The organism is Streptomyces sp. NPDC006463, assembly GCF_042870715.1.
Classification (GTDB): Bacteria; Actinomycetota; Actinomycetes; order Streptomycetales; family Streptomycetaceae; genus Streptomyces.
This window is the reverse complement of record NZ_JBIAHP010000033.1, coordinates 42,191-60,195: the sequence shown is the minus strand read 5'-3', so window position 1 is coordinate 60,195 and position 18,005 is coordinate 42,191. Positions and strand designations below refer to the sequence as shown.

19 protein-coding genes and 1 CRISPR repeat array are annotated in these 18,005 nt (G+C 68.0%); of the genes, 5 read left to right on the top strand and 14 right to left on the bottom strand.

Annotated features, from left to right (window positions below):
* Positions 1–95 precede the first annotated feature (95 nt).
* Complete coding sequence (locus ACFYOB_RS37375) at positions 96–1,505, bottom strand: ATP-binding protein (protein WP_388568374.1); 1,410 nt, start codon at positions 1,503–1,505, stop codon at positions 96–98.
* Positions 1,506–1,613: 108 nt separating this feature from the next.
* Between ACFYOB_RS37375 and ACFYOB_RS37370 the strand changes: the two genes are divergently transcribed.
* The gene (locus ACFYOB_RS37370; RefSeq protein ID WP_388568388.1) at positions 1,614–2,138 is read left to right on the top strand and encodes a nitrilase-related carbon-nitrogen hydrolase; all 525 of its coding nucleotides are present in this window, start codon (positions 1,614–1,616) and stop codon (positions 2,136–2,138) included.
* Between the two features lie 99 nt (positions 2,139–2,237).
* On the opposite strand, the gene ACFYOB_RS37365 is transcribed toward ACFYOB_RS37370, so the two are convergent.
* Both ACFYOB_RS37365 and ACFYOB_RS37360 read right to left on the bottom strand, forming a co-directional pair.
* A complete protein-coding gene (locus ACFYOB_RS37365; RefSeq protein WP_388568371.1) occupies positions 2,238–2,927 on the bottom strand; it encodes a transposase in 690 nt (229 codons plus the stop codon).
* The gene (locus ACFYOB_RS37360) at positions 2,825–3,340 is read right to left on the bottom strand and encodes a winged helix-turn-helix domain-containing protein (RefSeq protein WP_388568368.1); all 516 of its coding nucleotides are present in this window, start codon (positions 3,338–3,340) and stop codon (positions 2,825–2,827) included. The genes ACFYOB_RS37365 and ACFYOB_RS37360 overlap by 103 nt, the downstream gene beginning before the upstream one ends.
* A gap of 114 nt (positions 3,341–3,454) precedes the next feature.
* On the opposite strand from ACFYOB_RS37360, the gene ACFYOB_RS37355 reads away from it, so the two are divergent.
* Both ACFYOB_RS37355 and ACFYOB_RS37350 read left to right on the top strand, forming a co-directional pair.
* A protein-coding gene (locus ACFYOB_RS37355; RefSeq protein ID WP_388568366.1) for an IS5 family transposase occupies positions 3,455–4,323 on the top strand; the annotation gives its coding sequence in 2 pieces (ribosomal slippage) (positions 3,455–4,091 and positions 4,091–4,323; 870 coding nt in all).
* 74 nt (positions 4,324–4,397) lie between these two features.
* Complete coding sequence (locus ACFYOB_RS37350; RefSeq protein WP_388568364.1) at positions 4,398–4,703, top strand: hypothetical protein; 306 nt, start codon at positions 4,398–4,400, stop codon at positions 4,701–4,703.
* A gap of 347 nt (positions 4,704–5,050) precedes the next feature.
* Here ACFYOB_RS37350 and ACFYOB_RS37345 read toward each other — a convergent pair whose 3' ends face one another.
* The gene (locus ACFYOB_RS37345) at positions 5,051–5,839 is read right to left on the bottom strand and encodes an amidohydrolase family protein (RefSeq protein ID WP_388568362.1); all 789 of its coding nucleotides are present in this window, start codon (positions 5,837–5,839) and stop codon (positions 5,051–5,053) included.
* Between the two features lie 98 nt (positions 5,840–5,937).
* On the opposite strand from ACFYOB_RS37345, the gene ACFYOB_RS37340 reads away from it, so the two are divergent.
* Positions 5,938–6,420: a MerR family transcriptional regulator gene (locus tag ACFYOB_RS37340; RefSeq protein ID WP_388568360.1), complete on the top strand. Its 483-nt coding sequence runs from the start codon at positions 5,938–5,940 to the stop codon at positions 6,418–6,420.
* 173 nt (positions 6,421–6,593) lie between these two features.
* On the opposite strand, the gene ACFYOB_RS37335 is transcribed toward ACFYOB_RS37340, so the two are convergent.
* From ACFYOB_RS37335 to ACFYOB_RS37325, 3 genes are all read right to left on the bottom strand, one after another.
* Positions 6,594–7,034, bottom strand: a complete 441-nt coding sequence (locus ACFYOB_RS37335; protein WP_388568358.1) for a hypothetical protein — start codon at positions 7,032–7,034, stop codon at positions 6,594–6,596.
* Between the two features lie 243 nt (positions 7,035–7,277).
* Entirely contained in the window at positions 7,278–8,192 is a 915-nt protein-coding gene (locus ACFYOB_RS37330) for a hypothetical protein (protein WP_388568356.1), read from the bottom strand.
* A gap of 251 nt (positions 8,193–8,443) precedes the next feature.
* Positions 8,444–9,034: a hypothetical protein gene (locus ACFYOB_RS37325; protein ID WP_388568354.1), complete on the bottom strand. Its 591-nt coding sequence runs from the start codon at positions 9,032–9,034 to the stop codon at positions 8,444–8,446.
* Positions 9,035–9,127: 93 nt separating this feature from the next.
* Here ACFYOB_RS37325 and ACFYOB_RS37320 point away from each other — a divergent pair, with 93 nt between their 5' ends.
* Entirely contained in the window at positions 9,128–9,334 is a 207-nt protein-coding gene (locus ACFYOB_RS37320) for a hypothetical protein (protein ID WP_388568394.1), read from the top strand.
* 114 nt (positions 9,335–9,448) lie between these two features.
* A CRISPR array of direct repeats spans positions 9,449–11,183; the repeat unit is 28 nt; unit sequence GGACCATCCCCGCGGGCGCGGGGTCAAC.
* Between the two features lie 18 nt (positions 11,184–11,201).
* Here the strand turns inward: ACFYOB_RS37320 and cas2e are convergent.
* The 7 genes from cas2e to casA form a co-directional block, all read right to left on the bottom strand.
* Positions 11,202–11,510, bottom strand: a complete 309-nt coding sequence (gene cas2e / locus ACFYOB_RS37315; RefSeq protein WP_388568352.1) for a type I-E CRISPR-associated endoribonuclease Cas2e — start codon at positions 11,508–11,510, stop codon at positions 11,202–11,204.
* The gene (gene cas1e / locus ACFYOB_RS37310) at positions 11,507–12,514 is read right to left on the bottom strand and encodes a type I-E CRISPR-associated endonuclease Cas1e (RefSeq protein WP_388568350.1); all 1,008 of its coding nucleotides are present in this window, start codon (positions 12,512–12,514) and stop codon (positions 11,507–11,509) included. The genes cas2e and cas1e overlap by 4 nt, the downstream gene beginning before the upstream one ends.
* A gap of 6 nt (positions 12,515–12,520) precedes the next feature.
* Positions 12,521–13,276 (bottom strand): type I-E CRISPR-associated protein Cas6/Cse3/CasE, encoded by a 756-nt coding sequence (gene cas6e / locus ACFYOB_RS37305; RefSeq protein WP_388568385.1) that lies wholly within the window; start codon positions 13,274–13,276, stop codon positions 12,521–12,523.
* Positions 13,277–13,281: 5 nt separating this feature from the next.
* Positions 13,282–14,085 (bottom strand): type I-E CRISPR-associated protein Cas5/CasD, encoded by an 804-nt coding sequence (gene cas5e / locus ACFYOB_RS37300; RefSeq protein WP_388568347.1) that lies wholly within the window; start codon positions 14,083–14,085, stop codon positions 13,282–13,284.
* Positions 14,082–15,239, bottom strand: coding sequence for a type I-E CRISPR-associated protein Cas7/Cse4/CasC (gene cas7e / locus ACFYOB_RS37295; RefSeq protein WP_388568344.1), 1,158 nt, complete (start codon positions 15,237–15,239; stop codon positions 14,082–14,084). The genes cas5e and cas7e overlap by 4 nt, the downstream gene beginning before the upstream one ends.
* A 107-nt stretch (positions 15,240–15,346) precedes the next feature.
* On the bottom strand, positions 15,347–15,952 hold the full coding sequence (casB, locus tag ACFYOB_RS37290) for a type I-E CRISPR-associated protein Cse2/CasB (protein WP_388568342.1): 606 nt from the start codon (positions 15,950–15,952) through the stop codon (positions 15,347–15,349).
* Positions 15,953–16,083: 131 nt separating this feature from the next.
* Positions 16,084–17,790, bottom strand: a complete 1,707-nt coding sequence (gene casA, locus ACFYOB_RS37285) for a type I-E CRISPR-associated protein Cse1/CasA (protein WP_388568339.1) — start codon at positions 17,788–17,790, stop codon at positions 16,084–16,086.
* Between the last annotated feature and the right edge of the window lie 215 nt (positions 17,791–18,005).

Below are 18,005 nucleotides of genomic sequence, written 5' to 3'. Positions count from 1 at the left end.
CCACCCGACGACCCCCTCATGCCCAGGCCCCACGCCAGCCGACCAGGTGGGGAATTACGTGAACTTACCCCTGGGGAATAACGCGAACGTTCACATCAGGATTCCGAAAACTCGATGCCGGGCGGCGGAGTGGGTGCTCCTGGGATACGTACCGTGGCCAAGGTGCCACCTCCCTGGGCGTTCTGAAGATCTACGTTTCCCCCTGCCTGCGCCACCACGTGGGAGACGATCGACAGACCGAGTCCACTGCCAGGGAGGCTGCGTGCCGACGGCGATCGCCAGAACCGCTCGAATACATGGGGTAGGTCCTGCTCCGGAATGCCCGGACCATGGTCGCGTACCTGTAGCGTGCCGCCCCGAAGGCTGATCGCCACCTCTCCCTCAGGAGGAGAGAACTTCACGGCATTGTCTAGGAGGTTCACAATCGCGCGTTCCAGGGCATGTCGTTCGGCGCGTACATACCAGGGCTGCAGGTCGTCCGCAAAACTCAGGTTGGGGCCTCTGAGGCGTGACCTCCTCAGAGCACTCGCGGCGATGTCATGCAGGGGCTCGATCCGGAGGGTGCGGTGTACGTTCCGCCCTTCGTGGCGCGAAAGTTCCTGCAGGTCGGTGATGAGCGAGGACAGCTCCGTGATCTGTTCCGTGATGGAGTCCAGGAGTTCGTTGCGCATCGCTGGCGGCAGGTCTCGCCCCGACTTTTCGCTGCGGATCAACAGCTCGATGTTCGTACGGAGCGATGTGAGCGGGGTGCGCAGCTCGTGTCCGGCGTCCGCGATCAGTTGCTGCTGCCGGTCACGGGATTCGGCCAGCGCTGCGGTCATCGAGTTGAACGAGCGCGCCAGACGGTTGATCTCGTCTTCCCCGGTAACAGGGATCCGAGTGGACAGGTCGTCCGTATCCGCGATGTGCTCGACGGTCTGCGTGAGCCGTTCGATGGGGCGAAGGCCGGCGCGAGCAATGGCGAGCCCTGCCGTGGCCGCCCCGACCACGCCGAACCCGGCGACGCCGAGGAGGAGGAAAGCGAGAGTCTCAAGCGGTTCGTCGACGACCGTCAGTGGCTGCGCGATCGAGATGGCGATGGGCCTACCGGCCCAACCTGGTGTAGAGGTCTGCTTCGAGGTGACCACACGCATGACCACACCATCCTCAGCCTCAGAGTCGTGCAGGGCTGCGCTCACCACCCCGCGAGCCACGGCAACGTCGTCGGCATGAACCTTGATCGGCGACTTACCGGGAGCCGTGCAGACCGTGCCGTCCGCGGTTACGACCTGAATCGTGTAAGGGGTCGGGCTGCTGTCGCTTGTGCCTGCCCCCGCTTGTTGGGTGCCACAGGTACGCAATAGCGCCTGCACGTATCCGGGTGAGGCCTGGACGTTAGTCAAACTGTTGTCTAGCTGATCCGTGAGTTGCCGCCGTGTGACAGCCCAGCTGGCGATGGCCGCACCCGTCACCGCGATGGCCACGGCGACCGTGGCGAGCAGGGCCAGCCTAGATCGCAGCGACATGTGCGTGAAGTATCGGCTCAAAGTGCTCGCTCCAGCGTGAATCCCGGTTGGTCGATTGTTACGTCAGGTCTGCATGCGGTCGCCCGGTTGACGCACCGCTGGAACGTCATGGTGCGTCACGAAGATGAGAAGCGGCTGAGTATGACCGATGCTGCGCCGGCTACCAGACCGCCATCGCGGACCGGGGGCAGCCGAGCTGGAGGAGCTCGGGATCGTGTGGGACACCGCCGCGGCGAACAAGCTCAGCAACCGTTCCACCGGCCTCCTCCTCTACCGGAAGATGTGGCTGCACGGGGCCTGGTGGTCACCGTCGACGGATGGAGACTCGGTTTGGCCATCTGCTACGAGGCTGCCGTGCCCCAGCACGCCGCCGACACGGCAGCACTCGGCATCGACGCCTACGTGGCCAGCACCCTCTACGGCTCTGGTCCCGGCGTCGAGGCCCGTCGCGATGCTCACATGCGCGAGCGCGCCGCTGCCCATGGCAGCTGGGTCATCCTTGCCACTGCGGCCGGACCCAGCGGGTCCTTCGCAGAGACCTCCGGCGGCTCGGGCATTTGGGGGCGGAGCGGAGAACTGGTCGCCCAGGCCAGTCGCAACGCGGACGAGATGACGACGGCTCGGCTCTGCTGACGAGTGAGTCGAGCTCCACCTCACCGTCTTCGACACCCAACCCGCAGACGCACCCGCTGGCCCGGGGTCAACCCCCGAAGGACTTCCGGAGCCGACCACTTACTGATCTTTTCGTAAGTTCAGTGGGTGTGATGGCTGGATGGTCAGGCCGGTGTGGGCGAGGAAGGACCATGGCAGTTGGGGGTTGTCGTTGATGCGGTGGATGCCCTTTTCGGTGGCGTCGGCGACATCGGCGAGGTGGTCGCCGGCGAGGTTGGCGAGTTCACGCGTTTTGAGCGAGGACCACAGCAGTTCCACCGGGTTGAGCTCGGGTGCGTAGGCGGGTAATCGCTCCAGGGTGAGCCAGTCCTGTTCGGCGACCCAGGCACGCATCGCCCGGCTCCAGTGGGCAGACAGGCCGTCCCACACGAGGACCACTCGCTCGCCGCGGTAGAACACCTTCATCTGCTCCAGGACCTCGATGAGCCCGACGGTGTCGTAGCTCCCGGGCTTGAGGTGGAAGCACAAGCGGGCCCCTCGATCGGGGTCGGTGGAGTGGTAGCCCAAGGCCCCGGCCATCGAGGCACGCTTCCAGTTCAACCGGTGCCGCAGGAGAGGCGTGCGGCCACGCGGAGAGTAGGTGCGACGAACCTGAGGAAGCAACGAGACGCCTGATTCGTCGAGGAACACGATCCAGGCACGTGTGTTCACCGCCCCTTTTTGATGCGCGGCCACTCGTGCGCGATCCAACGGGCGATCTCCGACTCGTCCCGCTCGACCGCCCGCCGCTCGGGCCGTTGCAGGCTCCATCCGAGCCGGCTGGTCAGCAGCCGCCACACCGACGCCCTCGACAGCACCACCCCCGTGACCCGGGTGACGACCGTGCCGACTCGCTCCAGGGTCCACAGGTCAGCCTCGAACCCATGAGCTTGGGCTCCTCGCAGCAACGCGGCCCGGATCGTCTCGACCTGCGCATCGTCCAGCTTGGGTGGACGGCCGGTGGCCGCACGCCGCCGCAGGGCCGAAGCACCCCCTTCCTCCCACACCCGCCGCCACCGCCGCACACTCTCCGCACACACACCCACCGCCCGCGCGATCTCCGCATTCGAGACACCCTCCTCGAACAACTCCACCGCACGAACACGACGCGCCTCCGCCAACTGAGGCCGCGACAAGGGAGGAAGGGACGAGCCGGCAGCCGAAAACGAAGGTTGAAAAGCCACCCCGAAAGCCTCCCACTTACACGGCCATCACACCCACTGAACTTACGAAAAGATCAGTAGGCCGTGTTTTGAAAGTGGGCTCCATGCCTCGTCCCGCATCGTGATGATCTAGGTGTGGGGCGAGGGGATCTTTCTGACGAGCAGTGGTCGGTGCTGGAGCCGTTGTTGCCGGTTGCGGTGTTGGGCCGGCCGTCGGTGGGCCGACGGAAGTTGATAGACGGGATCCGCTGGCGGGTGCGGACCGGTGCTCCGTGGCGTGATCTGCCGCGGGAGTACGGGCCGTGGCAGACGGTTTACGGACTCTTTCGCCGCTGGCAGCGCGACGGCACCTGGCCCGTGCTGCTGATCAAGCTGCAGGCCCGGGCGGACGCGGCGGGGCTGATCACGTGGGAAGTCAACGTCGACTCCACGATCTGCTGGGCCCATCAGCACGCTGCAGGCGCCCGCCGCGACGGACGGGGCCAGAAGGAGCCGCCGGGCGGTATCCAGGCCGAGCCCGGCGACCACGGACTGGGCCGGTCCCGGGGAGGCTTCACCACCAAGATCCATCTGGCCTGCGAACAAGGCCAGCGGCCGCTGTGCCTGCTGGTCACCGCCGGACAGCGCGGCGACAGCCCCCAGTTCACAGCCGTTCTTGAAGGCATCCGGGTCCCTCGCATCGGGCCGGGCCGTCCCCGTGTCCGTCCACTGCGAGTGCGGGGCGACAAGGCCTATTCATCCCGCGCCAACCGGTCCTACCTGCGCAGGCGGGGATCCGCTGCACGATCCCCGAGCCGGCCGACCAGGCCAGGAACCGCAGGCGACGCGGGCAGGCCGGCGGGCGGCCTCCCGCCTTCGACCGCGAGGACTACAAGGCCCGGCACGCCGTCGAGTGCGGGATCAACCGGCTCAAGCGCAACCGGGCGGTGGCCACACGGTTCGACAAACTCGCGGTCCGCTTCGAGGCCACCGTCCTGATCGCCGCGATCGGTGAATGGCTGTGAACCGGCAGAGCTGTCGTTTCCGCATGCCATGCTGACCGCGACCAGGTTGAGCGGGGCGAGGGGAGACATCGCAGATGGTGGCTCGGTACTACGGCGCCGACAGCGAGAACGGCGACCGCATCGACGACCTGTCCGAGGATGCGCTGTTCATGATGATCAGCGACCTCAATGCCTCCGACAACACCTTCGTGGTCGTCCAGCCCGACGAGGACGACCCGGTCTGGTTCGCCTCCGTGGCCGTGCTGGACGGAGACGGCTACGAGGTCGTCCGCTGCGACACCACCCGAAACGAGCACGAGGTCACCACCTCGACCAGCATCAACGGCATCGCCCGCGACCTCACCATCTGGATGGCCGCCCGCAGTATCAGGTCTCGCTAGCCCCGATCTCGCCCCGGTGTCGAACCTCTGCAGCCTGCTCCCGCGCCGCTGTTGCCTCCGCTCTGGCACTGACCCGGTCCTTCTCGAAGACCAGCACACAGGCCAACGCGTCCAATGCCTCAGCGATCCTCTCCCGCCAGTCAGTGAACTCGACGGAGTCCGCATCGGACGGTTGCTGCAACTTCACAGAGCGGAGATGGCGCAGGGCGTGCTTGAGCACGGGGTCAACCACGATGCTTCTTTCGATCGGTACGCGGTCGACCTGTGACTGAGCGCTTCAGTTGTCGGGGTTCGCCATCTGAAGTGCTCAGCCTGTCGGAGTGGCACCTGGGGACGCCGGGCCTGCCTCAGCCGAGCCCGACCAATTCGGCGATCGTCCCGCCGAGCACCCGGTCGCGTCCCTCGCCCGGGCTGGTGACCCGCTCCACCATCGCTCGGGCGAGGACTGGGTCTCCGTACGGGGCGTCCGAGCCGAACAAGGTCCGGTCCGGGATTTCCTTGATGGCCAGCCGGACCGAGAAGACGATGTTGGCAGTGGACAGCTCCAGGTACATGTTCGGGGTGTCCCGGACCAGCTCGACAGTCTCCATCCAGTTCAGCCCTCCGAGCTGGCTGACCACCAGCGGAACCGTCGGATACCGGCCGGCGAGCGCTGACAGCGTTCTCAGATCGTCCGCCGTGGTCGGGGCGGATCCGTGCACGACGACGGGCAGCCGACCGTGATCGACCGCCGCCTGGAGCACCGGTTCAATCATCCCTGCCCGTCCGGGCGGCGGCGTCAGCTCGCCAATCCCGTGCAGCCCACGCCCGATGACCTCGCGTTCCACGGTCGCGGCGATTTGTTCCGGCTCCAGGTCCAGCGGTACGGAAAGGAAGCCAATGAACCGCTCCGGCCGTGCGGCGAGTGCGGCATCCAACTCCCCCCACGCGCAGCGATACCCCTCGGCCGTGCCGGCCCGACCCCCGATGGCCTCGTGCAGGATCGCCATCTCCCGACGCAGCGAGGTAAGGTCAGCGGCCCGCTCCGGGTGTGGACGGGTGGCGAATAGCACGGCACGGTCCACCCCGGCCTCGTCCAGTAGCCCCACATGTGCCTCGACGGGGTCGTGGACGTGACTGTGTGCATCGATGATCAATGATTCACTCCCTCCTTGACGATCGGCCCGGAATGCGGCCGACCAGTCCACTGTTGCTCCCTGACACGGTGGGAAGGTCAAGTGGGAAGAGCTGGGCGATGCTGATCGGTGAGCTGTCGCGTCGTGTCGGAGTCAGCGAGCGCCTGCTGCGCTACTACGAGCGGATGGAGCTGATCCACTCAGAGCGCCGCACCAACGGCTATCGCGAGTACGACGACCAGACGGTGGAGACGGTGCGGCGCATCCGCGCCTTGCTGGCCGCGGGCCTGCCTACCCGCATAATCCGTCAGGTCCTGCCCTGCACCTTCGACGAGGCAACGCTGCGCCCCTGTCCCGGCCTTCTCACCAGCCTTCGCGACCAGCTGAACGTCCTCGACCAGCGAGCCGCCGACCTGGAGACCGCGCGTAGCCTTCTGCGCCAGACGATCGCCGCCACGGAGAACTCAGCAGGCGAGGACCGGACGGCGGGCGCCCAAGTCCCGCGCATCGTTGAGTTGTCGCAGGTGAGAACCGTAGTCACCCTCTCGTCCGCCAACCGAAGCGCTCAGGGCCGCCAAGTCGGGCGCTCATCCGCCAAGTGAAGCGCTCAGTCACACGACCCCATCGTGCCTCACGGGCGGGCTGGCCAACTAACACTGAGAATGGCCAGCTATCCCTGATGTGACCGAGCGGGATACCTGGCCCTGATGGACAACCTCGGTGCTGGGCTCGGCGCCAGCAGGGCCACCGCTTGGAGACGGCCCTACGGCCAAGGTCAGCAGGCCCAGCTGTCGTGTCCTGGCGGGAGCTGTCCGCGCAGAAGGCTTGCGAACGCGCGACCGCACGCCAGCATGGGTTCGACGGGCAGGTCCGCGTCGAAGCCTTCGTCATGGCCGCCTGTGCCGTAGGAGTTGACGAGATCCTTCGGGATGGCGGGGGTCCATGCGAGCAGTCGCTGCAGGACGCACTCCGAGAGGTGCAGCGCGAGCGCGACCCGAGCGGGTTCCGTCCCGAGGTGCTCGTCCAGACAGGACGAGACGAACCCGACGAAGCCGGTCGTGGCCTGCATCTCCCAGTCGTCGCAGGCACCGGCCAACCACTCCGGAGCCTCAGCGACCGCCTTCGCCTCCTGCGCCAGCAGGTACAGCCACACTTCAGCTTGCTCGTCGCGGACCCAAAATCCAGAGCCGCAGTAGTCCAAGTTCGAGGTGGCCATGCCGCGAGTAGACCACGCAGGAGCGGGGACCCACCACGGAACCCCCGGCCAGAGCCCTGATCGTCCCGCGGGCTCCTGACACGGCACTGCGGGCCAACCAGCGTGCTCAGGGGCCACCTATCGTGCTCAGTCACAGCTGTGACTGAGCGCTGTAGTTGGCCCGTCCGGCCAACTAGAGCGCTCAAGCTTTCGTACTCCTTCGGCACTGCCGTCGGGGTCCCGGGCGCCGCCCCTTAGCAAGGGCTATGGCACGGTCAGCACCCACCACTGCCGCAACGTGCGGAGAGTACGCAGGAAGATGCGCGGACCCCGGCAGACGGGGCGGGCGTAGCGCCTGACGGGGTCGCCGTTCGGGAAGGCAAGATCGTCACGGCTGGCGACTGCAGCTCTGTCCCCCGTCAGCTGGATGTGGTGGACGATGTTCACCCGGGTCTCGATGCCCCGCTCGTTTCCTCCCAGCAGGAGCAGTCGGTCACCGCGAGTCGCGAGGCCGAAGGGATCCGAGATCGGCAGGGTGCGGATGCGGAGCTTCCCGCTGGGTCCCGTTTCGACGAGCGGTGCGCCGGGCCAATAGGTGGCGCGGACGGTGGAGTCGGAGACGTTGATCGTGTTGATGCCCGCGACATGCTGGTAAGGCTCTGGTGGGTGCAAGGAGCCTGCGTGGTTACCCCGGTTGTCCCAGTGGACCAGTCCGCCCGCGCTGACGCGGTCACCGCTGTATATCCCTTCGTCGGCGTACCCGGTCCAGAAGCCGGCCCTGCCGTCTGCGACAAGGTGCGTGAGGTGGGTTCCCAGGGGAAGCCGGCGTCGTGAGCGGCCGTCAGGGCCGAAGAGCTGGCCGGACGGGGCGTTCGGTGCTCCGTTGCCGGAGAGGACGAACCCGCCGCCCGGGAGGGCGTCGAAGGCTTTCGGGTCCACGGCCACTCCGCGCAGGGTCCGTTCCCGGACCTGGCCCCGGTCGCTGATGACGACCAGGGCATCGAAGGGCAGGTTCGCGGGCGCTGGGACGTCCCGGCCGCCCCATCTGGAGGGGAAACGGGCATCGGGGCAGATGAGCCAGAGAGCCCGGCCCCACGGATCGATCGTGGAGGCCAGCACCTTCCGTTCGTCGTACTGCCGAGGCAACAGTGCGTAGGGACGCAGTGCCACCTTCGTCAAAAGATCACCTCGCGGGCGAAGGAACGCAACGCCTACATGATCACACGATCGCTGCGGGCTCGGTCCCGAGTCATCGCAGGTAGAGGCGGGTGTTGTCACCCTGCGCGCCAACTAGAACGCGCATCGAGGCCAACTACAACGCTAAGGGGCCAACTAGAGCGCTAAGCCTCAAGCGGTGTGACTGAGCACGGTAGGTGGCCCGGACGGACAACTTCGATGCACAGAAGCGGCCACGCCCGGGTCCTGCGCCGTCAGACCGGCACTGGCCAGAAGCGGCTTGGCAGCATCATCGTCATCGCAGTGTGCTCCGGGGCGATGAGCAGAGGGAAGATCGGCTCGTTCAGCACCCGGCCTGGGAGATGCCTGCGGGCGACGATGATGTCGGTGCAGTAGACGGTGACACTGCCTGTGAGCCGACGGGGAACCTCAAGCCGCATCTCCCGGTCCATCTCGCTGGCGAGCATGCGCGAGAACGCGGCGAGTTCCGGATCGTGCTGGTGGGTCCCCTTCAACCGATACAGCTTCCGCGCAATGTCGAGGAGCAGGTCAGGGCTGCCGTCGAACACCGCAGTGTCAGGGCTATAGATCACGGCAGCCGGGAGGTCGTGCCAGCCGCGCGCGAACAGATCATTGTTCGCCTGCACGATGGCGCCCCAGACCAGACGCCCCTCGCTCAGCAGCACGTCCTGGGCCTTCAAGATCTCGGCCAGCGGGTCCTCGCGCTCCACCCAGTCGGACCTGGGTATGCGCAGGTATCTGAACTTGTCGAACCAGGAGAAGCGGCGTGGCGCCTCCCCGAGCGAGGCCCTGCACTGGGCAATGGCCGTTGTTGATCCCGTCACGCCGCAGAGCGTAGCCAGCCGTCACAGCGGGCCTGAGCCCGGCCCCGCGTCCTGGGAACACTACGGCGCGAGTGCCCCGTTTGAGCGTCGGAGTTGTCCATCCAGGCCACCTACCGCGCTCAGTCACAGCACCTCGTGCTGCTCAGCGACGAAGACCTGCACGCCCCTGTGCACACATACGGTCGAGCACTCAACCAGGCTGTGTGGCGCGAGATCGGCGGCGTCGAGGTCAACGAGTACCTTGAGGAACACAAGACCGCCTTCATGACCGCAGCACGCGCGAGCCTCGCCTCCCCTTGAGTACAAGCAACCAGGGTGGGATCCCTCCGTTCAGGCTGCCAAGCCGAGCGGCCTTCGACGCCACGTCTCGAAACCGTGAGCAGATGGGGAACGAAGAGCGACACTGGCCGATTTCACAGGTTCCCATCAGCGCGGGGTCAACCCCCAGGAGGCCGCCGACGCGGCCCATGAAGCTGGACCATCCCCGCGGCGCGGGGTCAACATGAGCACCGACGAGATTCCGGATTCCAGCGACGGACCATCCCCGCCGGCGCGGGGTCAACACCAGTGCCTTCGTCTTGCCCGTCGTGATGTCCGGACCATCCCCGCGGGCGCGGGGTCAACGTGGCAGACCGGCGCCGTGTGCCGCGCCATCACGGACCATCCCCGCGGGCGCGGGGTCAACGCCGCGGCAGCGGGCCTGGTAGCCCTGCTCCGTGGACCATCCCCGCGGGCGCGGGGTCAACCTCGTCGAGCACTGGCCCGACCTAGAGAAGGAGGGACCATCCCCGCGGGCGCGGGGTCAACCCGGGGTCACGTCGTTTGCCATGCGGTAAAGCAGGACCATCCCCGCGGGCGCGGGGTCAACGAGGTCGGCGGCCTGCCCGGTGCCATCGCCGTGGGACCATCCCCGCGGGCGCGGGGTCAACGCGCCGATCCCGAGGAACGCCGGGACGATGAGCGGACCATCCCCGCGGGCGCGGGGTCAACTCCACGACTCGGGGATCGTGTACGGGCCGTGGCGGACCATCCCCGCGGGCGCGGGGTCAACTCCCACAGCCAGCCGAAGATCGCCCCGAGGAGCGGACCATCCCCGCGGGCGCGGGGTCAACGAGCCTTTCAGTACCTGCCCGGTGTCAGGGGCCGGACCATCCCCGCGGGCGCGGGGTCAACGAGCCTTTCAGTACCTGCCCGGTGTCAGGGGCCGGACCATCCCCGCGGGCGCGGGGTCAACGTCAACCACCACGCCACCAACCTCGCCGGCCAGGGACCATCCCCGCGGGCTCGGGGTCAACTGAAAGACCAGATCAAGCGCCCCAAGCCCGAGGGGACCATCCCCGCGGGCGCGGGGTCAACACCTGCTCGGGGGTCAGGAAGCCCTGGGGAGCCGGACCATCCCCGCGGGCGCGGGGTCAACTGATCCTCCGCGAGGCCATCACCTGGTCGAACAGGACCATCCCCGCAGGCGCGGGGTCAACACGGTCGGCGTCGGCGGTCATGGCGGCGGCTACGGACCATCCCCGCAGGCGCGGGGTCAACTTCACGTAGCCGACGTGGATCAGCGGGGACGTCGGACCATCCCCGCGGGCGCGGGGTCAACATGAAGATGACAGGCTTGAATTTCGGAGCAGACGGACCATCCCCGCGGGCGCGGGGTCAACCGGGTGATCTCGGCGCGTACGGCGGGCCGGCGCGGACCATCCCCGCGGGCGCGGGGTCAACGTGGCCACCAGCGGGGTGACCAGCCGCCCGTTCGGACCATCCCCGCGGGCGCGGGGTCAACGGACACCCAACCGCTACCCGTGGGCGTCGTTGCGGACCATCCCCGCGGGCGCGGGGTCAACTCGTCGGCGAGGTGAGAGCTACGCGTCATCCAAGGACCATCCCCGCGGGCGCGGGGTCAACGCCAGGACAGCGCCCCCGACCCCGGCATTGATCGGACCATCCCCGCGGGCGCGGGGTCAACATAGCGGAAGCCAAGACCGGCAAGCCGTTCCTCGGACCATCCCCGCGGGCGCGGGGTCAACCTCCGCGGCCTGTGTGTCAGCCTTGGCCCGCTCGGACCATCCCCGCGGGCGCGGGGTCAACCCCCTGACGACAACCGTCATTCGGACGTCTCCCGGACCATCCCCGCGGGCGCGGGGTCAACACTTTCTGAGCTGGGGTCTTATCGGCCCAGGTGGCTGTTTTCGTTTGGTTGCTTTTGGGGGCGGGCGGAGAGGATCAGTCCGTCGAAGTCGACGGGCTGCCAGCGGTCGCGGCCTGCGGTGCGGACGGCCCATCCCTGTTCGTTGACGGCGGGTTCGATGAGGACGGCCTGGCCATCGCCGATTCTGGTGGCTAGGAGTTCCCAGAGACGGTCGCGGATGCGGCGGCTGGGGTTGCCGACGAATACGCCGGCGCTGGCCTCGACCATCCAGCGCGTGAGGTGTCCGCGGAGGCCGTCCGGGGCTGCGATGAGGATGACGACGGTCATGATGTGGGCTCGGCCTTGTTGATTTCGGGTCCGATGACCGCGATGTGGTTGTCGGTCATTCCGTGTGCTGAAAGGTCCGCGTAGCTGGCGTAGTTGGTGCCGCCCGGGACGGCTCCGAGGTATTCGTCCCACAGGAGGTTCGCTTCGGGGCCCTCGAAGTCTGTTCCTTCGGGAGTGAGGAGGTCTTTGACGTCGGTGACGATGCGGCCGAGGAGTTTGTCGCGGGCGATGAGGTCGCGGAGACCGAGTCGAGCGTCGCGCTCTTCTGTGAGGCCTTGCGCGGCAAGGTCGAAGGCGAGCGGGATGGTGTATTCGGCCTTGTAGAGGTCCGCGATGTCCAGCACGAAGGACGTGGCTTTGCCGGTGTGGACGAAGCCGAGCCCCGGGCTGGCGCCGAGTCCGATGATGACAGCGTGGCAGATGCCGTAGAGGGCAGCGTTGGCGGCCGATAGAAGGCGGTTGAGGTCGTCGCCTGCCGCGAAAGCATCGCCTGCCTTGTAAACGCGGCCATTCCAGGTGATGCCGGTCCGGGCGGCCTGGGCGCGGTAGTACTTTCGGATGCGGGTGCCTTCGCGGCCGCGGAGTTGCTGCATGGTGAGGGCGGATACGTCCTCGCCAGGGAAGCGCATGCCGTACATGGTGCGGGCGACGGCGAGGCGCTCCTTGGGGCGGGTGACGAGCCAGGCCTGGCGGTGGAGGAGGCCGACGCCCCGGCTGGGGCCGAGGCCCGCGGCGTACATGCGGACGCCTTGCTCGCCGACCCAGCACACGGTGGTGCCGGAGTCGGCGAGCAGGCGGATGGCTCCGTGGGTGACGCGTGTGCCGGGGCCGAGGAGCATGACAGCCACCATGGCTGCGGGGACGCGGACCGTTTGCCGTTTGTTGATGATGACGATGGCGTTCTCGTCGCGGTCCAGGTGGCTTCGCTCCACGTAGACGCTGGAGACGCGGTCGACGAGGCGGTGGAGGTCCTGGGGGTCGGCCTTCCACCAGATGTCGGGCACGGGTGGTCATTCCCTTTCGGGGAGCGGGGCGAGGGTGAGCAGTCCGCATCCGTAGGCCTTGGAGGGGCCGATGCCGGTCAGGAGGTGTTCGGTGAGCAGGGCGGGGTCGGTGATGCGCAGGCGGCCTTCGAAGGTCACGGAGTTCATGACGACCTGGGCTTCCTTCGTGGTGTTCGGTCCTTTACCGAAGGAGCGGCGTTGGCGGGTGGTGATGCGGATGTCGCGTGGGGGCTCGTCGTCGGCGTTGCTGATTTCGTCCAGGTGGGGGGCTGTGGGGACGTCGAAGCCCCACCGTGCTGTGCGGGTGAGGAACCAGTCGAGCTGGGCGGCGGCGGTGCGGTGGCCCAGGCGGAAGCCGCGCCGTCGGCCGCCGGCGTCGAGGCGTGTCTGTTGACGGGTGGTGGGTTTGTCGGGGCGGGTGGTGTTCTGGACGGGGTTGGCGGTGAGGCGGAAGGCGAAGGTACGGCCGGGTGCCAGCTGCTGCAGGAGCGGGGCGTAGTCGCGGACGGCGTAGTGCTCGCCTTCGGCGCCGGGCCATCCTGCCTGTTCGACGAGGTGGGTCCAGTCCGGTTTGTCGGTGGTGAGGACGAACAGGTGGGGGCGGTGGGGGTTGTCCGGGTCGAGCCGCCACAGGGTGCGTGCCTGTTCGGGCAGGCCGGGGAGGCCGCCTTGGACGGCGGCATGCATGGCGCGCGGGCTGGCGAGGATTATGCGGCTTTCGGCGCGCAGGGGATTGATGCGAATGCGGGAGAGGTATGGCATGTCGGTCACCAGCCCAGGAGGGCGAAGGGGTCGTGGCCGCCGGTGTTCCGGGGGCGTGCGGGGTCGGGTGTGAGGCCGGTGGGTGCTTGGAGGTAGGTGTGCCGAATGCGGCGGGTGGTGAAGGACCGGCCCCGGCCCGTGGGGGCGAAGGACAGGGGGACGTCGTCACGGACTTCGTCTCCTGCCGGGTCGTCGAGGGTGACAGGCAGGTCGATGTGGGCCGCGTCGCCGTTCTGGCGACCCCACCGCTTGCGTACGGCTGGGGCGGCCTGCCAGGGCTCTGCGCGCAGCGCGTCTTCAAGTGATCCGGTGCGCTGCCCGAGGGACAGTGGTTGTGCGGGTACACAGGAGCGGCGGCCCAGGGCGAGGGGGAAGGCGGGGTGGCGTACAGCGTGTTCAAGGGTGGCGATGAGGCCTTCGGGACCTTCCACTGCCGCTAGGAAGACGGCGTCCTGGAGGTAGAACCGCTGGGTGATGTGGGTGTGCTTGGCGGGTGAGGTGGGCTTCTGCTGGCCTTTGGCGGTCACGGCGGCGGAGAGGAGCGGCTGGCCGCGGTAGTCGCTCACGGTGTGGTAGTCGCGCAGGAGGCTGCCGGGCTGGTCGATGCGGATGCCCAGGGTTAGCCCGGCGAGGTCGTCCAGGGCCGCGTGGCGCGAGCGGCCGGCGGCTGCGGCGAGGAGGCCGACTATGCCGGATTTTGTGGGCTCGGGCCGCGTTTCGCGCCGGTTGAAGGTGCTGCGGTCCCCCCATGACTGAAGTGGGCCGGCAAGTCGGAGAAGGAGGACGGAGCTTCGGTCCGGGGAGGTCACGCCTGGGCTCCCAGGGCGGTGGTGATGCGGGTGCGCAGGGTGGTGCGCAGGTCGGCGAAGGTGACGGGGTCGCCGAAGGCTTGGGCGAGAGTTTCGGCGGTGTCCTTGGTGCGGGGCTCGCGGGTGGTGAAGGTATGACTGGCTGCGTTGTAGAGCGGGGTGTCTCCCCATACTTGTGTGGCGGTGATGTGTTCCTCGGCGAGTCGGCGGGCGGAAGTCGCCTGGATGCCGGCTTCCACCGCCACGGGCTCCTCGAAGGCGGAGACCAGGTTGACCGGCTGGTCGGTGCGTACGACGATGGCCACGAGGCTGGGCCGGGTCCGGTGAGCGAAGGAGTTTTGGTAGCCGGTGGGCGCGGAGAGGGCGAAGCTGTCGACGAAGTGGTCGAGCGCGTTGAGGGCGGCTTCGGTGTCACCGCCGAGGTTGTCGGTCAGCTGGGCGAACCCGACGGTGGCGTAGCGGTAGAGGGTGGCGGAGTTGAAGCCGATGGTGCCGATCATCCCGGCACCGGTCTCGTCCTTCTCGTTCTGGTCGTCGACGGCGGTGAAGTAGTCGAATTCGAGTTGCGTCTCGTGGGTGGAGAGCGCGTGGGCGACCTGTACGGCGGCATCGACGTTGAGTTTGGGGATGTCGGCGACCATCCGGCCGAACAGGGCGACGCCCACGGGGTGCCCGGTCATGAAGGTCTCTGCGACAGGTAGTTCCTTGACCGCCTCGGCCAGGGCCTTTTCGTCCAGGGCTGCCAGGTCTGCGGCGCGGTCGTTCACCAGAGCGGCGACCTCGTCGAGCTGGGCGTTGCCGTAGAAGAGGAGGTATGCGGTGTCCCCGGCTTTCTTGCCCTGGCTCAGGCCGAGCTGGGCGAGCAGGGCGGCGGCGATCCGTCGGGCGCCGTCGTGATCCAGGTCGGTTGTGTTGCCCGTGATCCGGGTGGCGAGTTCGTTGGTGATGCGCTTGGTCCGCGTGGCGCGCTCGGGCTCAGGGATCTCGGCGTCGAAGTGTCGGCGGGATGCACGCTTCCAGGCCTGGGAGGAGACGCGGGAACGGCGGACTCCGCCGTAGACGGCTTCCTTGGGGTTTCCCTGGTCGTCCCGGTTGAGGTTGGCGGGCGGGACGGTCTGGACGATGTGCACATCGATGTAGAGGCGCTGGTTCATGGGAGGGCTCCAGGTTGTAGGTGTGGGCAGTGCGCGCCGGGCCCGCGGCCCGCGCACGACGGGAAAGGAGGGCGTCGGCGCCGGGCGGGGGCTGGGCTTGCTGTCGGTCAGCGGCCGGGTTGCGGAGATGCTGTCTTCTGGGTCCAGGCGTAGTAGTCCAGGCCCCAGCGGCGGCGTACGCGGGTGCGTGACTCGGGCCGGTTCCAGTGGAGGATGTCGCAGGCCAGCTGGTTGTAGTCGAGGGGCTGCTTGATGTCTCTGAGCTGGGTGACCAGGCCGCGCAGCCGGTGCTGGAGGGCCGGTACCGATGTCGCGGAGAACGTCTGCTGGAAACGGGTGTCGACTGCCGCCTCGCTCGTGCGGTCGTGGCGCCGGAGCTCGAGCACGGCCCGGCCGAGGCCGACTGCCTCACGGTGCATCGGCCGGTCCTGGCTCTGCTGGTGCAGTCCGTAGAGGGCGAGTGCCACGTGCTCGGCCTCCTGTGCGGCCGAGACCTCTCCGCGGCGTGCGGCGAAGTCGTCGACCGGGCAGGTGTAGAACGGGAACATCTCCAGCACGGTTCCGGCGGGGCTGCCGAGCCCCCTGCGCAGCACCGCGAGGTCTTCCCCGGGCGGGCGTTTCTCGGCCGCTGTGCCGGTCTTGCGGCGCCAGGTGCCGTCCGCGGCGATGTAGCGGTGCCAGATTCTCTGCTGTGTGTGGTCTTCTTCGGTCATGACCGTGTCCAGACGTGATGAGGGTTCTGTGTCACAGGAGGGCATGCGGGGAGGCCCTGGGGGCGTGGTCGGGTCGCTCCGGCCGGGGCGTGGCTGGCTTACAGCGCGTCGACAGGGCTGTTGTGTGTCGTCTACTGGCTGTCGGAACGTGTGCTGTTGCGGCGAAGGGCGTCGGCTCGGTGGAGGATTTCCGCTCGCCGTCTGAGGAAGGAGGCCTCGGCCAGCGGGACGCGGTGCGTACGCTCGGGCTTCCCCTCTCCCTGGGAGGTGCTTCTCCCCGTGTAGGCCCCGATAGGCACTGCCTGCAGGAGGCGGTCGGCGATCTCCCAGCTCCGGCGCCAGGCAAGTTGTTCCCATGCGAGCTGGCCGGCTTCGATGCGCTCGAGGTCTTCCAGCCCCCTCATTCCCGTGAGCATGCGTCGCACCAGCGGGTCCAGGGCGTGCAGGACGAGTTCTCCGGGGCGCTGTCCCTTGTCCCAGGGGATCGGTTCGGTGCCGAGCGCACGCCGCAGATCTGCCGAGAGATGGTTGACTGCTGTGGCCAGCTGTTCTGCCTGTTCGGCGACTTCGAGGAGGGCTGAGCGGACATCGCTGTCGGTGTCGAGGGCGGCCAGCGGCAGGGGCAGGGCGTCGAACATCACGTCGTCGATGACGGCCGACTGGTTGCCGTACGCGATGCCGGAGAGTTCCACACGCAGTGGATAGGCCTCGCCCAGCTCGGGCATGAGGGCGCCGGCCTGGTCCAGGAGCTTGCTCGTGGCGAAACCGCTCGTCTTCTCTCCGGCGTCCCGGGACTGCCGCTCGGGTGCCAGGAGTGCGTCGAGCCCACGCCAGGCGGCCTTGCCCGGCTGGAGCCGCAACGGGCGGCGGGGCGGGGTGGTGCCGCGTTTGTCTTTTGCCGAGCTCCGGCCGCCGGTCGCCTCCACGCGCCACATGGTGTGCGGTTCGGTCTCGGGCGTGTGCGGCATGCGGTCCCCTGCGGCGACCAGGACCTGGGTCACCCGCAGGCCTTCATCGGTCGCTTCCGGAAAGAGCCGGATCCGGCGGGACTGCCAGGTCCACAGGTCCAGGAGCCCCTGGGGGGCTCGCGTCTGCCACTGGGGGGTGCCGACCGGCCGCGGACCGGCGGGGTCTCGTCTATCCCACTGCGGGAGGTCGCTCGACGTCGGTGGTGCACCGACCGGGATGTTCAGCAGCAGTGTCTCGAAGAGTGTTCTGCCGGCCAGCAGGGTGACGCCCATCTGCCCGAGGGGCCCGGTCGGGTTTCCGGTGGTCTTCCCTGCCTTCGCCTGCGGGTCGCCCACAGCGCCCGTCTTGATCGCTGCGGTGTCCCAGCACTGCGTGTGCAGCAGCCAGTGTGCTGCCTGCGCCGGAGTCAGCGAGAAGGCGTCGCCCTCCGTACGCGAAGCGAACAGGGGTACGTTGTTGCCGGTGGCTGCGGTCGCGACGATCAGCCCTGCGTTCTTCGTCTCGCCCTTCGCGGTAGACAGCCCGGCAACCTGGCCGAAGGGCTGCACCGGATCGAAGAGGTCAAACAGTCCTCGGTGCGCGTCCAGATATTCCTGGAGCCTGAGACGCTGCTCGGGCGACCACTGCCCTTGCGAGTACCAGTTCATCCACTCGCGCTCATCAGCCGGGCGGCCCAGAGCGGCGACGATCACGGGGAGCAGGACCTGCCGGAACACAGCCGGCTTCTGTGTGGGTATCTCCACCACCGGTTCGCCGAACTCGTGCGCCTCCAGCAGCGCTGTGAGCAAGGGGCGTTCCTGTGCCGGTTCTCCCGCGGTTGACGGTAAGAGCAGCCAGGGATCGTCCGTCAGGGAAAAGCCATGAGTCATCGGTACCCCTTGATGGAATCTCTTATGTTTGACGCTAGCAGTGGCGTCTGGGGGCTCGGGTGCGTTCTCCGCAAACGGCTGCGACAATCCGGTAGTTGGCCTCGCCTGCGGACCTCCAGGTCTGCGCTGCGGGGATGGTCCCCTCTTCTGTTTGCCTCACAGACCGGGGTTCGCTTCGTCCCCGCGTCAGGCGGGGCATCGAGCCGCCGGGCTCC